Origin of the sequence: Coxiella-like endosymbiont, from assembly GCF_030643785.1 — a bacterium.
GTDB lineage: Bacteria > Pseudomonadota > Gammaproteobacteria > Coxiellales > Coxiellaceae > Coxiella.
Window position 1 is genome coordinate 714,597 of record NZ_CP094378.1, and the last position, 21,682, is coordinate 736,278.

Below are 21,682 nucleotides of genomic sequence, written 5' to 3' on the forward strand. Positions count from 1 at the left end.
TTCCCGGATAAAATTAAGATCTCAGGAGTTTTGACGAAGTTCTGGGCTTACGATTTTGGAGAATACTTCTATAATGGAATTATAAAAAGGTCAAAAATTCTAATAATTATTTTAGTTGTCTTTGCGGGTATTGCTATGGTGTTCGGTTGGTGGTGTCCCTTAAACAGGGAGAATCCACCCAATCAAACTCAAGTATCGATACTAGTCTAGCTACCGGCCTCGAAGTACCCTGGGGCATGGGGTTCTTGCCGGATGGGTGGCTTTTAGTTACAGAAAGGAAGGGTACCGTCCGCCTAATCGGCTTAAATCAAAAAAGAACGGAAGCAAAAATCATCGCCCGAATTAATGAGGTAGCGGTGGGGAGTACTGAGGATTGCTATTCGTCCCAATTTTAAAGAAAACTATTGAGTTTATCTATTTATACTATACCTATCGCCATAAAAATAATTTTTATAATAAGCTAGTCCGTTATGAATTAATAAATGATCAGTTAATAAAGCCATAAATCTTATTGGAGAAAATGCCAGGAGCTAAAAACTATGATGATGTGGGAATTTGTATATCAGTACCTGGGGGGATATGCCTAAGAAGAAAAATTAGTCCAGGATCTTAATTCTCTATCACATGGGCGCCAGCCGGCGCAGCGATAATAAATGACAGGCTTTATTTTAGCGGCTTACGTGACAAAAGCTTGTATGAATTCAATTTAAAAACTAAAAAATTAAGTCATTATTTTCCAGATCAATTTGTTGGCCGACTGAGGGCGGACTGAAATCATGACTTGGCCTTCGTCTTTTAAGAGGTTTAGCGTAAAAGTCTCTTTATCTGTTAGGAGGCATTATGGGATCTCTTTTCAATAAATTTGTTATTTTGGTGATTTTTGCAACTAGTGTGGTATTTGCTCAACTGCCTGGCAATGGACCAAAAGGACCCGGCCCGCGAATAAAAAATAGGCCTGACCAAGTGATTAAGCAAAAAGATAAAAACAATTTCGCCAGGAAGAGCTGGGAGTAGAAGATTTACTTGTGTGAATCGACGTGGACAACGCGTTGTTTTTGTGGGTAGTGCCAGTAATATCCCGCCTGGGTTACGTTGTAAAGCGGAACTGCCTAGGGGAATTACAAAAACAAATTAAAAGTCCTGGTGTTTGTGGAAAAGGTCAAAAAAGCGGTTGGTAGCTAAACTATCAAACTTTTTAAGGCTGATTATTTTTAAGGCTGACTAATAGATGCTTACTATTGAGTAATAGATGCTTACTATTGAGTAACGGTTGTGCTACCTACGGTGGCTCCTCGCAACTCCACCCACAACAGAGCGCCCGTTGTGCCACCTAGCGTAGCACCGGTTGCGTCTACCGTACGACGATCAAAAACCGACAAGCCCAGAATTAAGAAGCTCAACAAGCCACCAACAACAATTAATTTTATGAAAGTCATTTTCATAGAGTTAATCCTTTAATAGTTTATAGCAATGTTTTATTAAACCTCGAAAAAACTAAATGCAAATTAGAAGCGATTTTTAAGAATTCTTTAGAATAATTTTGTTTTTCTTTACCCGGATTAGATTTGAAAAAATTATCCAATTCTAAAAAATAAATTTTAATTAATTTAACTTTAATTTTTTATAAAAACATTTTTATCGCATTATTAATTTGATAGAAATTTTTTATTTATAGAAAGAAAAATATGAGTGTTTCCTTTTTTAGGATAAATCGAAAAAATGTAAATTAAAATATCCCGATTGATAGGATTGGACGATAGTATGACAGATTAAGGAAGAATGGATCACAAGCATCTTTTTTATTTTTTCTGTTTTTGGCACAGACTTACTTAGCAATAGCTGACTATTATGATTCGTTCGGCCTCGATAATGTGGCTAAAAGAGAATTTGAGCAATTCAATCATTATCGAATAGCTCACCAAGAAATCAATATTCACTTTTCAGGAAGGGGCAGGTCTGTAAATTATACTACTGGTGGAACAACAGCTGCGCACTATTCGCTAATGCGAAGTTTACGAAGCTGGGGTTATATTACATTGTTAAAAATCCTATTCGATCTATCAAAAAAGTTTCTTGGAAGGACGCGAAAGCAGAAATTGAAGCCTTAGCAGTCCAAGGTACTGTTACCAAGCTTAAAGCACAACGAAATACATTCTTAGCAGAGGAAAAAGGTGTTACGGAGGAAATTAAAAGTGAGACTTTGATTTTTAAATGGTCGGAGTCTAACGATCTTCTTATTGTTAATAAAGAACCTACGATGATGGCAACAGAAAATGCTGTAAAATCTAGAATAAAAAGCCTGAAAAAATTAACAAAATTGGGATATAAGAATTTTATATTGTTTAATATCGCTGATTTGGCTAAAACAACTCGTTACCAAAAAGAACGAACTGAGTAACAACGAAAAAAGGGAATAGAAGTAGTTGAATATTTCAATTTCCTATCAAAAGAAGGGGTTAATAGATTTAGTCAGGAAAATAACGATTGTTCTATTGAACTTTTTAAAAATGAAGGGGTATTTATCGTGCTGATGGTTATATGTTCTGGAATGGGGTATACTCGATATCTTTATTACATCATTACTTAGCCTTAGAGGTTATGAGTAAATTAAATAAAATTTACTATTAAGGTTGATGACGATGCTAAACGTGTTATTGTCTCGGATCTACAAGAAGCTAATTTGATCAGTCAATTTTTGAGCGAATATAATAAAATATTCAATCAACAATCTGATCCTGGTAAGGCTTTTCATAGTTAACGGAAGAGTGGTATTGGAAATGAATCCAATGGAAAACCTTGTTATGAATCTTTAAAGATATTTAATGGTTATTTTTCTCGAGGTTATCGCACGAAACAGGCATTGAAAAATTTAAAATGGATGAGTTTCGATAATAAGATTATTCCTGATAGACCTTTGGGGAAATTTTTAGAAAATTTAAAGGGTGAATCTTCTGAGGAATCATCAAAAAAAATATAAAAACTAATACCTTAGAATTCTAAGGTTGTGGCTGTAGATTTTCTTTTTTGTCGATTTTAGTGTTTGCATTCTCCGCCGCTGGATACAGGTGTGCCATTAAAAGTACAATATTTTAGGGGGAATCCGAAGATATAACAATCTCTCTTTGTAAAGGAAGAGAGCTTTTCGTTTGACAAACCACGTAACAATTCTTGCTAATTTCATATCTTGCTAATTTCATAGAAAATTTGACAACCTTAGTGTCTGTCTGTAGATTTGCAAGTGGCATATGGACCCCCTCTATGCAATTACAACCCCCCTAAATGGTGTTTTATGCCCGTTTAGTCTTGAATAAGCACACAGACTTGTTGATTTGTATGGTTACTGAATTATCAGCAAAAGAAAAGTTCGCAGCACTTCAAAGATACAAAACATCTGACTATTTGTAGAATATCCTTCATATACAGTTGAGTGTAAGTTAAATTTCTCAATTTTTTTAAATTTAGTAAATTTTTTGTTCTGCAGCTATAACGACCATTATCTAGGTGGCGCTTGGATTGGGGCGCCAGTTATTTCATAGAAATTTATCGATTGCCAAGTTGCAAACCTAATTACTCAACTTGAAGACTTAAACAAGAATAGCCAAGATCAGAAATCCAATTGGTTGGCTAAATTACTTACCGTTTATAACAAAAAGATATTTTTCATAATTGGCAAGATGATAGAGTAGGATTAGAAATTATGTTAAAAAGTCATTTTTTTGAGGTTGAAATAAAAGTAATCGGCGAGATTGCTCTTTTATCGCAAAACAATTCTCGCTAGAGACGTTTTGAATCCTACCCAAAGACCCGATTTAATCGGGGTGAGAGGATTCGAACCTCCGGCGTCTGCCTCCCGAAGGCAGTGCTCTACCAAGCTGAGCTACACCCCGCAATTCGTTGGACACCCTTTTCCGTTTCACCTAAACTAAGCTCGCCTAATTTTATCTTTTAGAAATTTTAGGGATGAAGTGTAAGAAAACTTGTCTTTCGCAGAGAGTTTACTGGGTGAGTAGCCGTATCGCAAATTGTTAATATTGGCGGCTTACGACGAATTTTGCTAACTCTTCCAAACTGTAGCGAAAAGGAGAAGGGGGTAATTTTTGTAATTGGATTTGTGCTTTTTCAATCTCTTGGACAGCGCATTGTCGGGTATATTCTCGAGCTTTAGTATCAGAGATAATTTGCATAATGGAGGATAGATTCTTCAAGCCTCCTATTTTAATAGCTTCACGAATAAGCTCGACTTCTCGAAGATTAGCTTTTTGTTTGGCATAAATTAATGGTAGTGTCGCTTTTCCTTCTGCTAAATCATCGCCGATATTTTTATCTAACTTAGAAGAATCCTCGCTGTAGTCGAGAAGGTCATCAATAATTTGATAGGCCATTCCCACATGTAAGCCGAAGGAAGCCATGGCCTTTCGTAGGGGCTCATTTTTCGTTCCAATAATTGCGCCAATTTCGGCGGCGGCGGAAAACAATTGGGCTGTTTTGCAGCGAATCACTTCATAATAAGTAGACTCTTCAATGTTAGGGTCGTTTTGATTCATAAGCTGCCAGACTTCTCCTTCCGCAATTTCGTTGGCCGTATTAGCCAATACTTTCATGACGGGAATATTGTTGCGTTTGGCCAAAATCTGGAAAGCACGGGAATAGAGAAAGTCCCCTACCAATACACTCGCGGAATTTCCCCACCTTGCATTAGCGGTTTGTTGGCCGTGACGTTGATTAGATTTATCGATGACATCATCATGCAGCAGAGTAGCAGTATGAATGAATTCAATGACGGTTGCTAATTCGTGATGCTCGGTGTTTTGATCGTAATCACAGGCTCGAGCAGATAGGAGCACGACCAACGGTCGCAAACGTTTCCCTCCACTTCGAATAATATGATGGGTAATCGTTTGTATCAGGGGTATATGAGAGGAAAGCTTGTTAAGAATAAGAGCGTCGACAGCCTCCAGATCCTTTTTTATGGGAAATCGAAGAGATTCCAGAGAAGGAGATATATCTGAAATGATTTCAATGGCTTTCATGTCATTCTATGTTAGGAGGGTGGTGGCAGTTGTGTCAAGCCCAGAATCTTATCCAGAACTATTGGGGCATTGGCATTGTATTTATGGCTTGTCAGGGACTGAAAGATTCCGTAAAATGCATTCTCTTCATTGTTCGATGGGGATTTGCAATGTATGCAATCATTAAAACCGGTGGTAAACAATATTGGGTTACCGAAGGTCAAACATTAAAAATAGAGAAATTAGCTCAAGATATTGGTACTTCTGTGAAGTTTGACGATATATTGCTAATCGGGGAAGGCAATGAGCTACACATTGGATCTCCTCAAGTAAAAGGCGCCCAAGTAACATCGGAAATTGTCCATCAGGGCCGAGTTTCTAAAATTAATATCATCAAATTTAAACGGCGTAAGCATCATATGAAACGTATGGGACATCGACAAGATTTTACTACAGTAAAATTTACTGGTATCAAGTATTATATCAGTCTTGGAGAAAAGAAAAAAGAGGAATTAGAGAATGGCTCATAAGAAAGCGGGTGGTAGCACACGAAACGGTCGTGACTCTAATCCAAAGATGTTGGGTGTAAAACGTTTTGGAGGCGAACGAGTAGTGGCTGGCAATATCGTTATTCGGCAGCGGGGCACCCATTATCACCCGGGAGAAAATGTGGGTATGGGTCGAGATCATACTTTGTATGCCTTAGTTGATGGAAAGGTTCAATTTACGCGTAAAGGAATCAAGCAACGTAATTACGTTTCTATCGAAACTATGGAAGAGGTTTAGTCTTTTCAAGATACCTCACTTGCCAGTCTTTAAGATGTCTCTTCAAGATGGAAGCAATAGTATTCTTTATTTAATTTACTAAATAGCGCTTCTATTGCTAGCATTACATTTTTATTCTCTACTCCACGAGAATTGGTGATGAGGGTAATTGCAATCATAAAATTTGTAGATGAAGTATTCGTGCAGGTAAAAGGCGGAAATGGTGGATACGGCTGCTTAAGTTTTCGTCGAGAGAAGTTTATTCCCCGAGGGGGGCCTGATGGTGGTGATGGTGGACAGGGTGGGAGCGTTTATTTTATTGCCGATAAATCTGTTAATACCTTAGTAGAATTTTGGTATCAACCATTATTACGAGCACAAAATGGCCAACCGGGCATGGGCAAGCTTCGTAGTGGAAAAAAGGGGGAAGACTTGGTAGTGTTTGTCCCCTTAGGGACTAGGGTTTATGACAAAGAAACGGAAGAACTGATTGGCGATTTAATGCAGGAAGGCCAGAAGCTCTGTGTGGCTCAAGGAGGACGGTATGGTTTAGGGAATGCTCATTTTAAGAGCAGCACGAATCGAACCTCGCGGAAAACAACTTCCGGCGAAGAGGGTGAAAAACGCCAATTAAAATTAGAATTGAAATTATTAGCTGACGTGGGTTTATTAGGCTTGCCTAACGCAGGAAAATCCAGCTTCATCCGCGCGGTTTCAAAGGCTACCCCCAAAATTGCCGACTATCCGTTCACCACTCTTTACCCTCATCTCGGGGTAGTGTGGATTGGAGAATATCAAAGCTTTGTCATTGCGGACATACCCGGTATTATTGAAGGGGCCACCGCGGGAGCAGGACTGGGTATCCAATTTTTAAGGCATCTCGAACGAACTCAAATTCTATTACATATCGTCGATACAGATCCGGTAAAGGGACTGGATTCCGTGGTTCAAGCTGTGAAAGCAATTGCAGATGAACTTAAAGGATTTAGCAGACAGCTTTTAGAAAAACCAAGGTGGTTAATATTTAACAAAACGGATTTATTGCCTCCAGAGGAGATTGAGCCGTGTTGCAACGCAGTTATTAAGGAACTTAATTGGGATGGACCAGTCTATAAAATTTCAGCACTCAAACACGAAGGGACTCAGAAGCTATGCTACGATTTGATGGAATTTATTGAAAAGAAAAATCGGGGCGAGGTGGAGGCTTAAACCTAATCTTTCTTATTTTAGATCATTCTAATTTAGTATTTTAACGCTTTTAATTTTTGGTTTAATCGGCTTTTCAAGCGAGCTGCTTTATTTGGATGGATAATGCGTTTGCCCGCGGCCTTATCAAGTAATTGGACAGCCTGTTGGAAAGCACTTTGTGCAGCAGAATGATCATTGGCTTGGAGGCTTTTTAATGTTTTTTTCACGACCGTTCGAACGGCCGAACGTTGACTTGCATTGTGTAGTTGTCGCTTCTGATTTTGTCGCGTACGCTTTTTTGCTTGGGGAGTGTTAGCCACGGGAATATCTTTCCAAAATCTTTTATCTGAGCACAACAATATGCCGTTTTGCGCGGCGTTTGTCAATAGAATAAGCCTGCGATATCCTTACCACCTTGCTCTCAATAACAGAAGTGCTCTATGAGCCGTAAGTTATTCAAATCCACATTGATTGTTTCTAATATGACACTCATTTCCCGTTTGGTGGGATTTGCGCGAGATGTGGTGCTTGCTGTGATTTTTGGCGCTGGACCTGCGTTTGATGCCTTTGTAGTTGCATTCAAAATCCCTAATTTCATGCGCCGATTATTTGGTGAAGGGGCTTTTGCTCAGGCTTTTGTGCCGGTATTGGCGGAATATCGAACCTATCGCTCGCAGAAAGAAGTCCATCAATTTATCAATGCAATTGCTGGAAGTTTAGGTATGGCTTTGCTGGTCATTGTGGTACTTGCTGAAATTATTGCTCCCTTGGTGATTATGGTATTCGTGCCGGGATTCGTGCGCGATCCTGTTCGCCTGACTTACGCTACCCACATGTTGCGAATTACCTCTCCCTATTTATTATTAATTGCTTTAACTGCCTTTTCCGGAGCTACATTAAATACGTTCAACCGATTTGCCGTACCGGCATTTACTCCTGTGTTATTAAACATTGCCATGATTGCGGTAGCATGGTTGTGGGCGCCTCATGTCTCAACCCCCATTTACGTTTTAGCTTGGGGGTACTAATCGGGGGTCTTTTACAATTAGCTACCCAACTCCCTTTTTTATATCGTTTAGGATTTCTTCCTATCCCTAAATGGCGGTGGTGTGATCCCGGAGTAATTCGGGTTCTAAAATTGATGGTACCGGCATTGTTTGGTGTTTCTGTCGCTCAAATTAGTTTATTAATCGATAATTTTTTCGCCTCCTTTTTAGCCGCTGGGAGTATTTCGTGGTTGTATTATTCCGATCGATTAACGTATTTGCCCCTGGGGGTTATTGGCGTTGCCTTAGCGACTGTAGTGCTGCCCAATTTGTCACGCCATCATAGTTCACAGTCTGCAAACGCTTATTCCGCTACGCTCGATTGGGCTTTGAGAATGGCAATATTAATTGGTATTCCTGCTGCTGTAGCTTTATTTATTTTAGCTGGCCCTTTGTTAGCGACATTGATTTACCACGGTGCTTTTACGGCACACGATGTTCTTATGACTCGAAAAAGTCTGTGGGTATTTTCGATAGGTTTGCCGGGATTCATGCTCGTTAAAATTTTGGCATCTGCTTTTTATTCCCGCCAGAATATAAAAACTCCTGTAAAAATTGCGGCAACTGCGATGGGTGCTAATCTTATTTTAAACGTATTACTTATCCATCCTCTTGCCCATGCGGGGCTGGCTTTAGCCACCTCGTTAGCCTCTGCTTTTAATGCAGGCCTTCTTTTATATTTTTTATTGCGGCGTTCGATTTATAGACCCGCTCCAAACTGGTCAAAATTAATTTTCCGATTAGTAGTGGCTAATTTTGTAATGGGTTTTGTCATTGTTTGGTTTTCTGGGAATATTGGGCGATGGTTGGTTTGGTCTGTGGAAGAACGGATTTGGCATTTGCTAATTGTTATTTTGTTAGGATTTTTTACTTATTTAGTGACGTTGTGGATTTTAGGACTAAAACTTTCTGATCTACGATCTCCGGTTGTGATTGATTAACATCATGGAATTAATACGTGGTAAATACGCTTTTAAAAAAAAATAGGTGGTTGCGTTGTCACACTAGGAAATTTTGATGGGATGCATTTGGGTCATCAATCACTTCTTACAAAATTAAAATCCTTAGGACAGAAATTAAATTTACCCACGGCAGTTATTATTTTTGAACCTCAACCTAAAGAATTTTTTGCGAAAATCCAATCGGATTCGCGATTGATGCGATTTCGGGAAAAATGGATGGCATTTCAAGAATGGGAAATCAATTTCCTTGTATGCTTTCGCTTTAATCAAGTCTTAGCAAATCTACCCCCTGAAAACTTTGTTAAAGAAATTTTGGTGGATCAACTAGAAGTGGAAGCCCTTGTTGTGGGAGACGACTGTCGATTTGGTGTTAAACGCGCGGGCGATTATCAGCTACTTAAAAAATTAGGGAAACATTATGGTTTTGAAGCCATAGAAATGGCGTCCGTTCTTTATGAAGAACAACGAATTAGCAGCACTCGAATACGTCATGCGTTGGAAAAGGGAAATATGGATTTGGCACGGAATTTGTTGGGTCATCCTTATTGGCTTTGTGGTAAAGTCATTGCTGGGGAAAAACGCGGACGTGTATTAGGGTTTCCGACAGCTAATATTGATTTGCATAGAGTCAAAGTGCCATTGACAGGTATTTTTGTAATCCGGGCTTATTTAGAGGAGAAAGTCTTTCAAGGGGTCGCCAGTTTAGGAGTACGTCCTACTTTTGGAGGAACCCGGATGTTATTAGAATTGTATCTGTTTAATTTCTCTCGCGATATCTATGGTAACTATTTGCGAATCGAGTTTTTACATAAATTGCGATCTGAAGAGCGTTTTCCGTCGGTGGATGCTTTAGTGAAGCAAATGCATCAAGACGTATCAGAGGCAAAAAATTATTTTTCAAATGAATGATTCTATCTGCCAGTTATGACTTCGCCTGGAGGCCTGCTCATTTTGATGAATGACGAAAGTGAAATGATCCAGTATGATATTTTCCATTAAAAACTGACAGGAGTGAAACGGATGAAATCTTTTCTTAGGTTATTGATTATGATTGTTGTGGCAATGGTATTGGCGGCTTGCGATCGGAATACTATAAAGGGAAGCGGCACGATTATATTGCTCAGGCTTGTGAAATGTGCCTTCGTTTGAATATATTCGCGCCACGTGGGAATTGTAACAAGTGGTAGTAAAAACCAACGAGATAATATTCGACCTTAATAATATTCAACCTTATATTATTACGAGTATAAAAGACGATACTTTAGAAATTTCACCTAAAAATGGTTATCAATTGATTCCCACCCATCCAATTATAGTAGAAATTAGCATGAAGAAAATGGAAAATTTGGGTACTGCTAGTACCATACAAGTAAATGCTACGTCTATTGATAGCGATAGTTTGGGTGTTCATGTTAGTGGCAGCAGCCAATTATTTTTAGAAGGGGAGGTAGATAAAGCATCAATTAACATTGTGAGACAAGCGAGTGTGTGTTGATGCGCGTCGTTTGATTACGGAAACGATGGATTTATATTTGGAAGGATCAGCTTGGTTTGCAGTTCATGTTAATCGGAAATTGAATGTTCGTGTTGCGGGCAACGGTGAAGTCGTTTATTTTGGTAATCTTGCGCTCTTAAATCAATATATCTTTGGCAAAGGTAAAGTGGAAAAAGGCATCTCTGAGAATGACTGATTACAAAGACACCTTAAATCTTCTACAAACTGACTTTCCCATGCGAGCTAATTTACCTCATCGGGAGCCAGAAATATTAGCGCGCTGGCAAGAATTGGATCTTTACCAAAAAATTCGTGAAACCTGTAACGGTCGGCCGAAATTTATTTTGCATGACGGCCCCCCTACGCCAACGGTCGTGCTCATTTAGGAACTGCTTTTAATAAAATTCTCAAAGATATTGTTGTGAAATCAAAAACATTGAGCGGATTCGACTCTCCTTTTGTACCCGGTTGGGATTGTCATGGTTTGCCAATTGAACTGAACGTTGAAAAAAATATGGGTAAAGAAAACTTATCTGCAAATGAGTTTCGCCAGGCTTGTCGTGATTATGCAGCCTCGCAAATAGAGTTACAGCGAGAAGATTTTAAACGGTTGGGAGTAATTGGAGATTGGCAAAATCCATATTTGACTATGGATTTTCATTATGAAGCAGATACAGTTCGCGCATTGTCTAAAATCGTGGCGAACGACCATTTGCTTCGGGGACAAAAACCAGTCCATTGGTGTATAGCTTGTAGTTCTGCATTGGCTGAAGCGGAAGTGGAATATCGCGATAAAGCGTCGCCTTCCATTGATGTGGCTTTTGAAGCGGTTGATTATGAAGAGGTGCGTCGGCGTTTTGGAGTTAAAAATCAAAAGACCCTGGTAATAATACCCATCTGGACCACGACACCTTGGACATTGTCGGCTAATGAAGCGATCAGTGTTCATTCTGATTTGTATTACGCCCTGGTAAAAAGTGAATTGCGTGGCCAACCCACTTATCTGGTGGTAGCTAAAGATTTAGTCGACAAGACGATGCAACGTTATCGTATTGACGATTATGAAGTGCATGGCAATTTAAAAGGTGAAAAGTTAGAAGGCATCCAGTTACAACATCCGTTTCTTGATCGAATTGTGCCGATTATTCTGGGCGAACACGTTACTACCGAGATGGGAACTGGAAATGTCCACACTGCGCCTGCACATGGATTGGAGGATTATTTTGTTGCAGAAAAATATAATTTGCCAATCGATAATCCCGTCGATGCGCGCGGTCGTTTCGTTGAAGGAACGTTTTTGGTTGGTGGACAATCCGTCTTTAAAGCGAATGAGCCTATCATTGTTTTGTTAGCGGATAGTGGACATTTATTGCATACCGAAACTATTCAACATAGTTATCCGCATTGTTGGCGCCATAAAACCCCCTTAATTTTTCGGACAACCCCGCAATGGTTTATTGGTATGGACAAAAAAGGATTGCGTAATCTCGCATTAGTAGAGATTGAAAAAGTAAAATGGGTTCCTATTTGGGGTCAAGCGCGTATTGGAAAGATGATTGCCGATCGCCCCGATTGGTGTATTTCGCGGCAACGGTTATGGGGAATTCCAATTCCTTTGTTTATAGAAAAACAATCAGGAGATTTGCATCGCAACACGCCTGCTTTAATGGAAAAGGTGGCACAATTAATTGAAAAAAATAGTGTCGATGCTTGGTTTGATTTAGAGCCAAAAACATTATTAGGTGATGAAGCTGAACTCTACGAGAAAGTAACGGATGTGTTGGATGTATGGTTTGACTCCGGCGTAACTCATTTTGGTGTTTTGGAAGAGCGACCGGAACTACATGTACCTGCTGAACTTTATTTAGAAGGTTCAGATCAGCATCGAGGCTGGTTTCAATCATCTTTATTGACTGCTTTGGCCATTCGAAATAAAGCACCTTACAAAGTCGTATTGACATATGGTTTTGTGGTTGACAGTCAAGGCAGAAAGATGTCCAAATCTCTGGGCAATGTTATTTTACCTGCTGATGTAGTAAAAAATTTAGGCGCTGATGTGCTGCGATTATGGGCTGCTTCTATGGATTATACTGCTGAAGTGAATGTATCCGATGAAATTTTAAAACGCGCTTCAGATGCTTATCGACGAATTCGCAATACCGCACGATTTTTATTATCAAATTTATATGATTTTAATCCGAGAAAAGACTCTGTCGCGACAGAACAATTAGTTGCATTGGATCGATGGGCTATCGTTGTGACCGAGCGTTTACAGGAAAAAATCATAACCGCTTACGATCACTATCGGTTTCCTGCAATTTATCAAGCAATTCATAATTTTTGTACTGTTGAGATGGGCAGTTTTTATTTGGATATTCTGAAAGATCGTCTATATACCAGTAAAAAAACAGGCTTAGCTAGACGCTCGGCACAAACGGCGTTATATTATATTGCAGAGGCTTTTGTATGCTGGATTGCTCCTATTACCAGCTTCACTGCGGATGAAATTTGGCAATTTATGCCGAGTGATCGCGAAGCATCTGTCTTCTTAACGCAATGGTTTTCGGATTTTCCGGCAATTAAACTGCGTGAAGAAGAGGATCAGGAGTGGCAGATGCTGTTGCAAGTTCGCGATGAGGTTAATAAAGCTTTAGAAAGCTACCGTAATGAGGGCAAGATTGGATCTGCGTTGGCAGCGGAAATTTTATTGTATGCCGATGAAAATTTGTATCCGATTCTTGCCAAGTTGGGTAATGAATTACGTTTTGTATTAATTACCTCCGAAGCAAAAGTTTTCCCGATCAAAGAAAAAACCAAAGAAGCCTTCAGTACGAATCTTCCCGAGTTAGTTTTAGAAATTCGCATTTCTGAATTCGAAAAATGTGTTCGTTGTTGGCAACGTCAGTCCAGTGTGGGTCAAATTGAGGAACATCCCGATTTGTGTGAGCGCTGTGTGAGCAATGCCTTTGGAGATGGGGAAGAACGGCGATTCGCCTGATAAAAAAACGTTAACTTTGCCGATCCAAGAATTTCATTGGAAAAATAGTGAGTTTAAAAAAGTGAAAATGACTTCGAAAAAAAAAGCATTACCTTGGTTAAGGTTGAGTGTTTTTATTATTGCGGTAGATCAATGGACGAAATACTTAATAGTTCATCATTTGGCATTTGGCCGGCCCATTAAAATTTTTCTTTGGTTGAATTTAGCATTGAATTACAATATCGGCGCTGCCTTTAGTTTTTTGGGTACTGAGGAGGGTGGATGGCAGATTTATCTTTTCGCCCTAATTTCGTTGATAGTTAGCGTATTTCTTATCATATGGCTAAGCCGCATACAGCGTTCTGATAAGTGGAAGGCTGTTGGTCTTTCATTGGTTGTTGGCGGTGCATTGGGTAATTTTATTGATCGAGTTCGCTTAGGGTATGTGATTGATTTTATCGATTTCCATATTAAGGACTGGCACTATGCCACCTTCAATATCGCTGACAGTGCTATTTGCGTAGGAGTCTTTTTATTGATAATAGCAACGATTTTCGAGCGGCGGTCATCATAACAGCTTACCAAAAAGCCGCTTTCCTCGCGCCTCGATGTCCTGTCTCATCTAACCAGAGAGATTGCCGCAAAGGTCTTTATTTTTGATGTCCTTGCGGAATGGCTTTAATTGAATAACTTTCGTCAGTGAGATGAGTGAGTTAGAAATGATAACTTTTGGACTCATGTCCGATTTCTAGTTCAGGGAGCTTAGCACCTCGGTAGGAAGTATGCTGATTATAAAAGGCTTCGAGGTCGACTCGTCATTTCCATTAGCTCAATTTCAGTCGCATAGGGGTGAGAAGTGAAAACGTGATAATAGTAGGAAGGGTAGGCGATAACGTCTAAAATCATTAGGATGGCCCATAGCTACTATAAGTTCCAATAAACTAAATCCTTACATATCCATATCCTTACATATCCATGCTTCATTGTGAATGAATGGGGGTAAAATCCACTACCGTGGCCGCGTGTGGCGCTCACATTTCCTTGAACTATCCAAGAGGAGGGGGACCCCGGGGGTGTGTGCTATAGTAGAGTTTAGAAAGAAACCTTCTAAGGCCCTTGATGACTTGTTATTTTATCAAAAATCGTTATTATTTCTAGTCTTAAAGACCTTTGTGGGCCGTTAGCTCAGCTGGTAGAGCAGCGGACTTTTAATCCGTTGGTCATAGGTTCAAATCCTATACGGCCCAATAATAAAAGTGGGCTTGTCCTGATTATTGGAAGATTCATTCTGAGAAGAAATAATTGAATTAGCCTCAGAAAAAATAATATTTTAACTTTATTGACGAGCTAGTTTGTGTATGAGGCTATTCTTCTGAGGAAGTTTTCTTAGAATTCGTCGTAAAAAATTTCATCCTCTTCCGATTCATCGTAGGTAGAGAAAAAATGAGGGAATCGAGATTGTAAAAATCCCTTCAAAAGCCCAACCCCATGCTTAGTAAAAAAGCATTCCCGAAAAGTGAAAGTTCTAGAATGATTTGCTATCGCCGACAGAAATTCTGACCAAAAGAAATAATGAGAAAGGGAAGCGAAGAAGGATATTTTTAGGGATAAAAAATTTTCCGGACGGGGTCTTTTATTAATTTTAAAATAACTTAATTTGCCTGAAATGACCAATTGGTTATATTGGCGACGTGTTACCTTCAATAAGTTCATGCCATTCTCCAGAAGAAATATTTTTAAGGGTTATTCGCTTTTCTTCAATTGCGTCCCTCGATAATCGCTTTAAATTCTTCTTTGACGTCGCTTTACTGTTTCTTGCGACTTAATTTTGGAAAATGTAAATAAGTAGTAAATCTAGTATTAAATAATTCATTTAGATCTATCGCTACACCTTTGACTTTTTCTAGACTATCTAAATGTTTTTGAGATTTTAACGCACTTTCTAAGACCATAACAGCAAGTTCTATTTCTTTTTCTGAAGCAATCAGAGATATCAAGCAATTTAAAATGGGGGATTAATGAGGGCGGTGATGCGTTCTTCTTCTTCAAAAGTATAGGGTATAAAAACTTCCTTATCTTTTATTATATTATATATGCTGAAAATAATGCCTAAACAATTAGCATAGCACCTGGTTTTCACCAAAGGCTGAACCATTCCTATCAACGTGATCGTAGACTCATGGGTATTCAACTAAAACTTGCGATGACAATAAAAACATATAAAATCAATTCACAATGCAAGACACTAACAGTTAACATTAAAAAATAGTTAATATTTCTTAGAAAAATTATTTTCTTACGGTACCTTATAACAAGAGGATATTCAGCTTTGTACATTTGGGCCGAAATTAAACGAGATTATGGATGAGTTGGTAGGCTATCAATTATAAGATTAGTTATAAAAGACGCTAATGTTATTACCCTCAGCGAGAAAGTGATTCATTCGGTATTGATGTACATGGAGAATCTATCAGACGTTCGTGCAAGGTATGGTTTTTCAAATCTCCTTCAAAGAATTTGAGGCTGCTGATCGATATGAAGTTGCGGGATTATAAACGAATTTGCGTTAATTTTCGTTCAGGAACTCCTGCCTGGGTTTATGTCAGCGTCAGTAAGTAGTGAAGAATAGCACTCTTGAAAAATTTCTTACAGGCTAAAAATTTAGCTCGGCCAAGTTGGTGCACTCTTTATAATCGTCTATCAAATATTCGTCTATCAAATATTCAAGAATAAAAATCATGTCATTACCTAAGTTTAAATTAGAAGAATACTTTTCAAAATATGAGTTTGTTGCTCATTATATGATGTGATCATCAGATTCAGAATCTCATAGGCTTACTAATCTTTTAGCAATGGCAGACAAGGAGTGTTCAAACTTATGAGATAAATTGAATTTAGGTTACACCGAAATCTACGATCTGCCTTTATTGCGAGAAAAAATTAGAAAATTATATAAAACTAAGAATCATATTTTAGTTTTTTCTGTGACAGAAGAAGCGATTTATGTAGCAATACGTGCGCTCTTTAAAGCCGAAAACCAAGTTATTTTAATGACGCCTTGTTATCAATCTCTTAAGAAAATTCTCAAATTGATTGGGGCCAAGTAATTGAATTTAAATTAGATTGGAAAAACAATGGTTTTGGTCCTTCAATTTAGAAAAATTTGAATAGATGATGACGGATCATATTAAATTAGTCATTATTAACTTCCCGCATAATCTGACTGCTATTTAACTAACCCAATCGATCTTCAATGAAATTATCAGTATTATAATAAAACGACATAAGGCTCTTCTATTTAGTGATGAGTTTTATCGACTTTCTGAATACGATTTAGCCGATCGTTTGCCAGCCGTCATTGATTGTTACGAGTATGAGAATGCTTTAAGCTTGGGGCGTTATGTCTAAGACTTTTGGACGGACTGCCTGGGTGACGCATTGGTTGGCTGGCTTCATCAAACAAATCATTAATCAGTGAACTTGCTTCTTATAAAAATTATACAACTATCTCTAGCAGCGCCCCGAGCGAAATTTTGGCGTTGGATTGCCTTAAGAAATAAGGAAGCCACCATTAATCGTAATGAAGAAGGAGTCATCTTCCTCCCAGGAATACTTTTCGATAATTCAAATAACCACTTTCGATTGTGCTTTGGTTGACTTAATTTACCCGAAGCACTTGAAAGAGTGGAACGCTTTATGAAGGAATTTATTTAATCTCTATCCCGGTCCAGCAATACCTAACGTCGTCAATAAAGACTGTTGTGATGAGTAACACCCTATAAAGCACGTCATCCTCCGAGCGCGTATGAAAAAGTTATTTTATTCGGTGTTTAATTTTGGGATATCCCTCGTAGGACTCGGGATGACGTGTTTACACCGCACCGCGGACATACTTCAAAAAATTACAATGACCTATTCGTGCTTTCTCGGTTTTTCTTTTGATTTCCTGAATTTCTGAGATTTTAGGTGAACCAATGCTCAAAAAAAAATGTTTCCAGCCGATTAAAAACTATTTTTGAATTCGAGATGACATCTTTTCCTCATCATCTTCATCTCCAGGGGTTGAGTTTACATGACTGGGTAAGCTTGCCAACCCACTGGATAGAAATCTTAATCCAAGCTTAGGAGACTGAGCTGCTGGAATGTCGATAAGTTGGCCTTTTAGCTCTTATGACTTTGGGATACCAGCGGCAAAGTTTCTTATTCTTTGCAGTAGTTCTTCTTGGACTTCTAGTAAAATCGGAATAATACGTTTCATCGCTCATTGCTCATTATTTCTTGAAACTGATTAGGAGTTACATGTCTCTCTAAGCTTTCAACAAGCAAGTCAGGATGTTGAGAGAGCAGCTCGTGTTTTGGTTTCATTAGAAACATATTGATCCGTTAACCAGGTGATCTCTCATCGGCTCCATATCCAATAATTGCCTTGCTGTTTCACGATCACGTCTGAGTCTGTCGTTGAATATTCGAAGACAAAAAAACACTGGCGGTGGGATGTTCTAATTATCGAGCTAATTCAAAGCAAAAAATAGCGAGGCTGATATCACTAAACACTGCCTTAGAACCTTGAACACTACCTTAGGTTCGAATCGGTAAGTTGTTCTGAAAAAATTTCTCCTAATATCCCTTTCTTCGCGACTTATTTCTGGTTTACCAATCGTGGCCCCATATTTTTATTAAAATAGGGGTTAATACACTCCCAATCTTAACAAATTATTATCCCTCAAACCCCCGTTATTTTATCCTCTTAGTAGTATAAAAAATATCAAAATAATCTATTAATTATAAATAATAAAGTTTTAAAAGTACTTCTATACTTAAGAAAGTATTTTTTGAGTTATATATTTATGAAAAATTTACAATCTTATTTACAATCTTATTGGCTAATGGTGTTATTAGCAGGACTTTTTGTTGTGTTTACTCCTGTATTGGTTGATTAGATCTAAAATAGACATTCAAAACAATTCTCCGCAGACTATGTATATGGATTCTTCTTGTGGTGGTATCCCAGCACAAACTATACGGGGCAATGGGGGAAGAGCTTCTTTTCAAGTTCCCTTGATCCTACGTAAAATAAAAGTTGCACTTTGTTTATCCACCTTTCTGTGTAAGTTATATAATTTATTTAGAATATGATGCTTCTCTAAAAACCCTTTACGGATGAAGGAATCTGCGAACAGCTTATAGGTGGTTTTCATGCTAGCTCAGCGTCAACTAAACACTTCTTTAAAGCCATTCCCCCCAAACCAGGAGGGGGTTAGCTTCTTTCTCTAAATAAGGCGAGGCGACGGGCTAAAGAGTGTAGCAACAAGAGTAATTATTTCTGAGTTTTTGATTAGAGTAAGTGGATTTTTGTGAATTAAAATTCTGAAATGGTGTTGGTTATTGTAATCATACTCGGGTGCTTGCAGATAAACACCGAGAATATCTTTGCAAAGATAAAGGCTTTGTGAAAAATAATTTTCTCTTTTTAAAATCATCTGACTTAGTAATTTTTCTACGCGAGGGCTCATCCGACTGGTTCCAGGTGAAACGATGCGCATTGCGCTGGTGATGCGAATGCCAATAGGAAGTTTAATGTGTGATTTTGGTGATTTTCCGATAGGAATGACTGTGCGAAAGGATAGAGTAGGAGTAACGGTTAGCGATGGAAAGTGAAGAGTTAAAATTTTATTTTTTAATATTAAACGCTTAAATTTATTCAATTCATTTCTATATTGCCAAGGGTAGATGGGGTAATAGCCAATAATATTTTTGAGTAAATGTGTATTGATTATTTCATCATTATTTAAACTTTCGTGATGAGCACATGACTTATGTAATGCAATAAAAAAATGTCATAACAGCCATTAAATTCAGGCCAATATTTGAGACTCTCTTCATAAAAGAGCCATGATTTATTTTTAGGTGCTGGGTGGTCCGAGTGACCGATGGCACCTAATTGTTCTAGAAAAATAAAATGATCAAAGTTAGATGTGTTAGCTTCCAGCAATTCCCCAGAAACTCTTGTGATTAGACACTTTAATAGCCTCCTCTCCCGATCAATTTTAGACGGCATTTCTCTCGATAAGCGAGGTGTAAAGCAGTATTATCGATACTATCTAGGAATTTGGTGCAAAATAAATTCCAATCTGAAGGAGTAATATTTAATTCTTTAATCATTAAAGGGAAAATAGTTTTAAGGAAATGCTTAGGATTTAAATAAGATTCTCGAGCAATGTCTTTTGACAATATTTTTCTTTTCAACAGAGAACTAGTAACCTATTCTGATTTTTATTAGTGGCTTTAACCAGATATATTTGCATTTCTTCCAAAGAAATATAACGAGATAACGAGGATTATTGAAATGTTGACACAGATCTTGCCGAAGTCGTTTAGATGTTATCGCAAGGTGACATAAAAGAACCCTCTTATAAACTTTTCCTTAATACTAATAATAGTCCTTGTAACACTAAATCAGGAATAGTAAGTGTAAATATATTTTCATTTTCAAAGAGGTGGGCAAATCCTCCTGTGCAGATCAGCATCAGATCTTTGTTTTTAAAACACATCGGTTTTGTATTCGTTGGATGATCTCTCTGATAGCTCCCAAGTTCCCATAGAATAAGCCATCTTGGATATTTGCTATGGTCGTTTGACCCAAAATATTTTCTGGTTGAACAATAGGGACTGGAGGTAACTTTGCGGTATTTTCATTGAGTGCTTTTATGGCCAAGCCGATGCTTGCGGGTATAATTCCAGCTAAATAATTCCTTCGCAAGAAAGAATGTCAAAAGTGGTAGCTGTTGTCCCAAATCAATAAAATAATAATAATAATAATATCATTATGAATATCATTGTGAGGAAATTGATGACTAGCAGTTACGGAATTCGTAATGCGATTCACTCCAATTTCCTGAGGATTTTTATAGTTTAATTTTAATAGTTTAATTTTAATCCAGTTTTAACTCTGGGCTTTAAAAAAAGAGGGGGACTACTGATTCTCTCAACACCGATTTTAAAAAAAACGCCTAATTAGTCTGAATTGCAAGTGGCTGTGCTCGGATAACGAAAATGAAGGATCAGGTTCTTTTTGGAATACTCCGCCATAAAGATGATTATTCCCTACATCCAGGCACAGGATCATTTGGATTATCCTCTTTTTTTCATATCTACTAATTTGGTGGGGGTCGATTAATACAGGAGATAAAATATAAACACTTGATTCCCGATTTCGCTTTTTCGAGCAGTGGGCCCGTTTAAAGCGATGATACCGCTATGGCGTTCGTTAGGAATAACATATGTTTTAAAGCGTTCACCATCATTGAGGTTTACCACATGCACCTGTTCATTAACGATGAAATGAGCCTGTTCCATAATAGATTAGTTAATATATTCCTTACATAAAAATCCTTACATAAAAAAGTTCTTTTTGAGTGATAGTGGGTGGCGTAGGATATTTTAGATTTTAAAATTGTAATTAGCATAAGGTTATTTTCCTTCTGAAAGAGGAATATTATCAATCAATCGGATATCGCCAATGTGAATTGCTATAAACCGCCGTCCTTCATAGTCTTCAATGTAATCGACAGTTATTCCTTTTTGAATTAATGCATTTTTAATTTGATCACAGGAAAGGGACGAGTGGAAAATTTTAGAAAAGTATGTTGCTAATTGAAATTGTTCTTTTGTCAAACGGTTATTCCGTGAGCTTAAAGGCAAACCAAATTCGGTGCGAACAGTCTCACATCCCACAACTTCAGTCTCTAGGAAGAAGGCCGCAGCCAACCCTTTTATGAGCTGCAATTGCTGATAATCTTTTTCGCCAAAATAACTGCGAGTTGGTCTTACCAGAAGTAACAATTTCATCACAATCGTTAAAACTCCATCGAAATGACCCGGACGAAACATCGCTTCTTGATATGGTGGAGTAGTGTTAATTATTTTATAAGCGAAATTGTCAGGATACAGGTCCTTATAAGAGGGTATTAAAATGTAATCGACGCCACAGTTTTTGGCTAACGAAATGTCTTGGTCTACCGAGTGAGGATAACTTTTAAAATCATTACGGTCATTGAATTGGGTAGGGTTAACAAACAAACTTAAAATGGTTAACTCATTTTCCTGTTTTGATCGTTGTAATAAGCTTGCATGTCCGGCGTGCAGGTTTCCCATAGTTGGTATAAAGCCGATAGTATCTTTTGGTAAAGTTTTTCGGATTGATACCCACTCAGCCATTCTATTAATTATTTCAAGCATAA

The 21,682-nt window shown here is 38.1% G+C and carries 18 protein-coding genes, 2 tRNA genes and 3 pseudogenes; 13 read left to right on the forward strand and 10 right to left on the reverse strand.

Translation table 11 applies throughout. The features are described from left to right. Nucleotides 1–152: 152 nt before the first annotated feature. Nucleotides 153–395 (forward strand): PQQ-dependent sugar dehydrogenase, encoded by a 243-nt coding sequence (locus tag MRH55_RS03740; RefSeq protein ID WP_304986074.1) that lies wholly within the window; start codon nt 153–155, stop codon nt 393–395. Between the two features lie 861 nt (nt 396–1,256). On the opposite strand, the gene MRH55_RS03745 is transcribed toward MRH55_RS03740, so the two are convergent. After that, a complete protein-coding gene (locus MRH55_RS03745) occupies nt 1,257–1,442 on the reverse strand; it encodes a hypothetical protein (protein WP_304986075.1) in 186 nt (61 codons plus the stop codon). A gap of 758 nt (nt 1,443–2,200) precedes the next feature. On the opposite strand from MRH55_RS03745, the gene MRH55_RS03750 reads away from it, so the two are divergent. After that, nucleotides 2,201–2,398, forward strand: coding sequence for an SGNH/GDSL hydrolase family protein (locus MRH55_RS03750; RefSeq protein ID WP_304986076.1), 198 nt, complete (start codon nt 2,201–2,203; stop codon nt 2,396–2,398). Between the two features lie 1,415 nt (nt 2,399–3,813). On the opposite strand, the gene MRH55_RS03755 is transcribed toward MRH55_RS03750, so the two are convergent. Then, nucleotides 3,814–3,887: transfer RNA gene (locus MRH55_RS03755), tRNA-Pro, on the reverse strand. A gap of 138 nt (nt 3,888–4,025) precedes the next feature. Continuing rightward, nucleotides 4,026–5,030 (reverse strand): polyprenyl synthetase family protein, encoded by a 1,005-nt coding sequence (locus MRH55_RS03760; protein WP_304986077.1) that lies wholly within the window; start codon nt 5,028–5,030, stop codon nt 4,026–4,028. A gap of 149 nt (nt 5,031–5,179) precedes the next feature. Between MRH55_RS03760 and rplU the strand changes: the two genes are divergently transcribed. The 3 genes from rplU to cgtA all read left to right on the forward strand — a co-directional run bounded on the left by rplU (nt 5,180) and on the right by cgtA (nt 6,983). After that, nucleotides 5,180–5,539 (forward strand): 50S ribosomal protein L21, encoded by a 360-nt coding sequence (gene rplU / locus MRH55_RS03765; RefSeq protein WP_304986114.1) that lies wholly within the window; start codon nt 5,180–5,182, stop codon nt 5,537–5,539. Then, on the forward strand, nt 5,529–5,795 hold the full coding sequence (gene rpmA / locus MRH55_RS03770) for a 50S ribosomal protein L27 (protein WP_304986078.1): 267 nt from the start codon (nt 5,529–5,531) through the stop codon (nt 5,793–5,795). Before rplU ends, rpmA begins: the two co-directional genes overlap by 11 nt. A 156-nt stretch (nt 5,796–5,951) precedes the next feature. Continuing rightward, the gene (cgtA, locus tag MRH55_RS03775; RefSeq protein ID WP_304986115.1) at nt 5,952–6,983 is read left to right on the forward strand and encodes an Obg family GTPase CgtA; all 1,032 of its coding nucleotides are present in this window, start codon (nt 5,952–5,954) and stop codon (nt 6,981–6,983) included. Between the two features lie 32 nt (nt 6,984–7,015). On the opposite strand, the gene rpsT is transcribed toward cgtA, so the two are convergent. Then, nucleotides 7,016–7,282, reverse strand: coding sequence for a 30S ribosomal protein S20 (gene rpsT / locus MRH55_RS03780; RefSeq protein WP_304986079.1), 267 nt, complete (start codon nt 7,280–7,282; stop codon nt 7,016–7,018). Nucleotides 7,283–7,402: 120 nt separating this feature from the next. Here rpsT and murJ point away from each other — a divergent pair. From murJ to MRH55_RS03820, 8 genes and pseudogenes are all read left to right on the forward strand, one after another. After that, a pseudogene (gene murJ / locus MRH55_RS03785) lies at nt 7,403–8,949 on the forward strand (murein biosynthesis integral membrane protein MurJ). Between the two features lie 81 nt (nt 8,950–9,030). Next, nucleotides 9,031–9,879, forward strand: coding sequence for a bifunctional riboflavin kinase/FAD synthetase (ribF, locus tag MRH55_RS03790; RefSeq protein WP_304986080.1), 849 nt, complete (start codon nt 9,031–9,033; stop codon nt 9,877–9,879). A gap of 271 nt (nt 9,880–10,150) precedes the next feature. Next, nucleotides 10,151–10,465: a GIN domain-containing protein gene (locus tag MRH55_RS03795; RefSeq protein ID WP_304984980.1), complete on the forward strand. Its 315-nt coding sequence runs from the start codon at nt 10,151–10,153 to the stop codon at nt 10,463–10,465. Further along, on the forward strand, nt 10,455–10,661 hold the full coding sequence (locus MRH55_RS03800) for a GIN domain-containing protein (protein WP_304984981.1): 207 nt from the start codon (nt 10,455–10,457) through the stop codon (nt 10,659–10,661). The genes MRH55_RS03795 and MRH55_RS03800 overlap by 11 nt, the downstream gene beginning before the upstream one ends. Beyond that, nucleotides 10,654–13,463 (forward strand): annotated as a pseudogene (gene ileS / locus MRH55_RS03805) (isoleucine--tRNA ligase). Before MRH55_RS03800 ends, ileS begins: the two are co-directional and overlap by 8 nt. Then, nucleotides 13,426–14,016, forward strand: coding sequence for a signal peptidase II (gene lspA / locus MRH55_RS03810; RefSeq protein ID WP_439647869.1), 591 nt, complete (start codon nt 13,426–13,428; stop codon nt 14,014–14,016). Before ileS ends, lspA begins: the two are co-directional and overlap by 38 nt. Before the next feature lie 600 nt (nt 14,017–14,616). Beyond that, nucleotides 14,617–14,689, forward strand: a tRNA-Lys gene (locus tag MRH55_RS03815). A gap of 1,641 nt (nt 14,690–16,330) precedes the next feature. Then, on the forward strand, nt 16,331–16,549 hold the full coding sequence (locus MRH55_RS03820; RefSeq protein WP_304984982.1) for an aminotransferase class I/II-fold pyridoxal phosphate-dependent enzyme: 219 nt from the start codon (nt 16,331–16,333) through the stop codon (nt 16,547–16,549). Between the two features lie 2,163 nt (nt 16,550–18,712). Here the strand turns inward: MRH55_RS03820 and MRH55_RS03825 are convergent. The 6 genes and pseudogenes from MRH55_RS03825 to MRH55_RS03840 all read right to left on the reverse strand — a co-directional run bounded on the left by MRH55_RS03825 (nt 18,713) and on the right by MRH55_RS03840 (nt 21,680). Beyond that, a complete protein-coding gene (locus MRH55_RS03825; RefSeq protein WP_369421505.1) occupies nt 18,713–19,270 on the reverse strand; it encodes an IucA/IucC family protein in 558 nt (185 codons plus the stop codon). After that, a complete protein-coding gene (locus tag MRH55_RS07710) occupies nt 19,231–19,500 on the reverse strand; it encodes an IucA/IucC family protein (RefSeq protein ID WP_369420949.1) in 270 nt (89 codons plus the stop codon). The genes MRH55_RS03825 and MRH55_RS07710 overlap by 40 nt, the downstream gene beginning before the upstream one ends. Then, nucleotides 19,464–19,673 (reverse strand): hypothetical protein, encoded by a 210-nt coding sequence (locus tag MRH55_RS03830; RefSeq protein ID WP_304984983.1) that lies wholly within the window; start codon nt 19,671–19,673, stop codon nt 19,464–19,466. Before MRH55_RS03830 ends, MRH55_RS07710 begins: the two co-directional genes overlap by 37 nt. Before the next feature lie 295 nt (nt 19,674–19,968). After that, nucleotides 19,969–20,202: a type III pantothenate kinase gene (locus MRH55_RS07715; RefSeq protein WP_369420951.1), complete on the reverse strand. Its 234-nt coding sequence runs from the start codon at nt 20,200–20,202 to the stop codon at nt 19,969–19,971. Between the two features lie 399 nt (nt 20,203–20,601). After that, nucleotides 20,602–20,908 (reverse strand): annotated as a pseudogene (locus tag MRH55_RS03835) (aspartate 1-decarboxylase); the annotation flags it as partial. Between the two features lie 4 nt (nt 20,909–20,912). Further along, a complete protein-coding gene (locus MRH55_RS03840) occupies nt 20,913–21,680 on the reverse strand; it encodes a 4-phosphopantoate--beta-alanine ligase (protein ID WP_304984984.1) in 768 nt (255 codons plus the stop codon). Between the last annotated feature and the right edge of the window lie 2 nt (nt 21,681–21,682).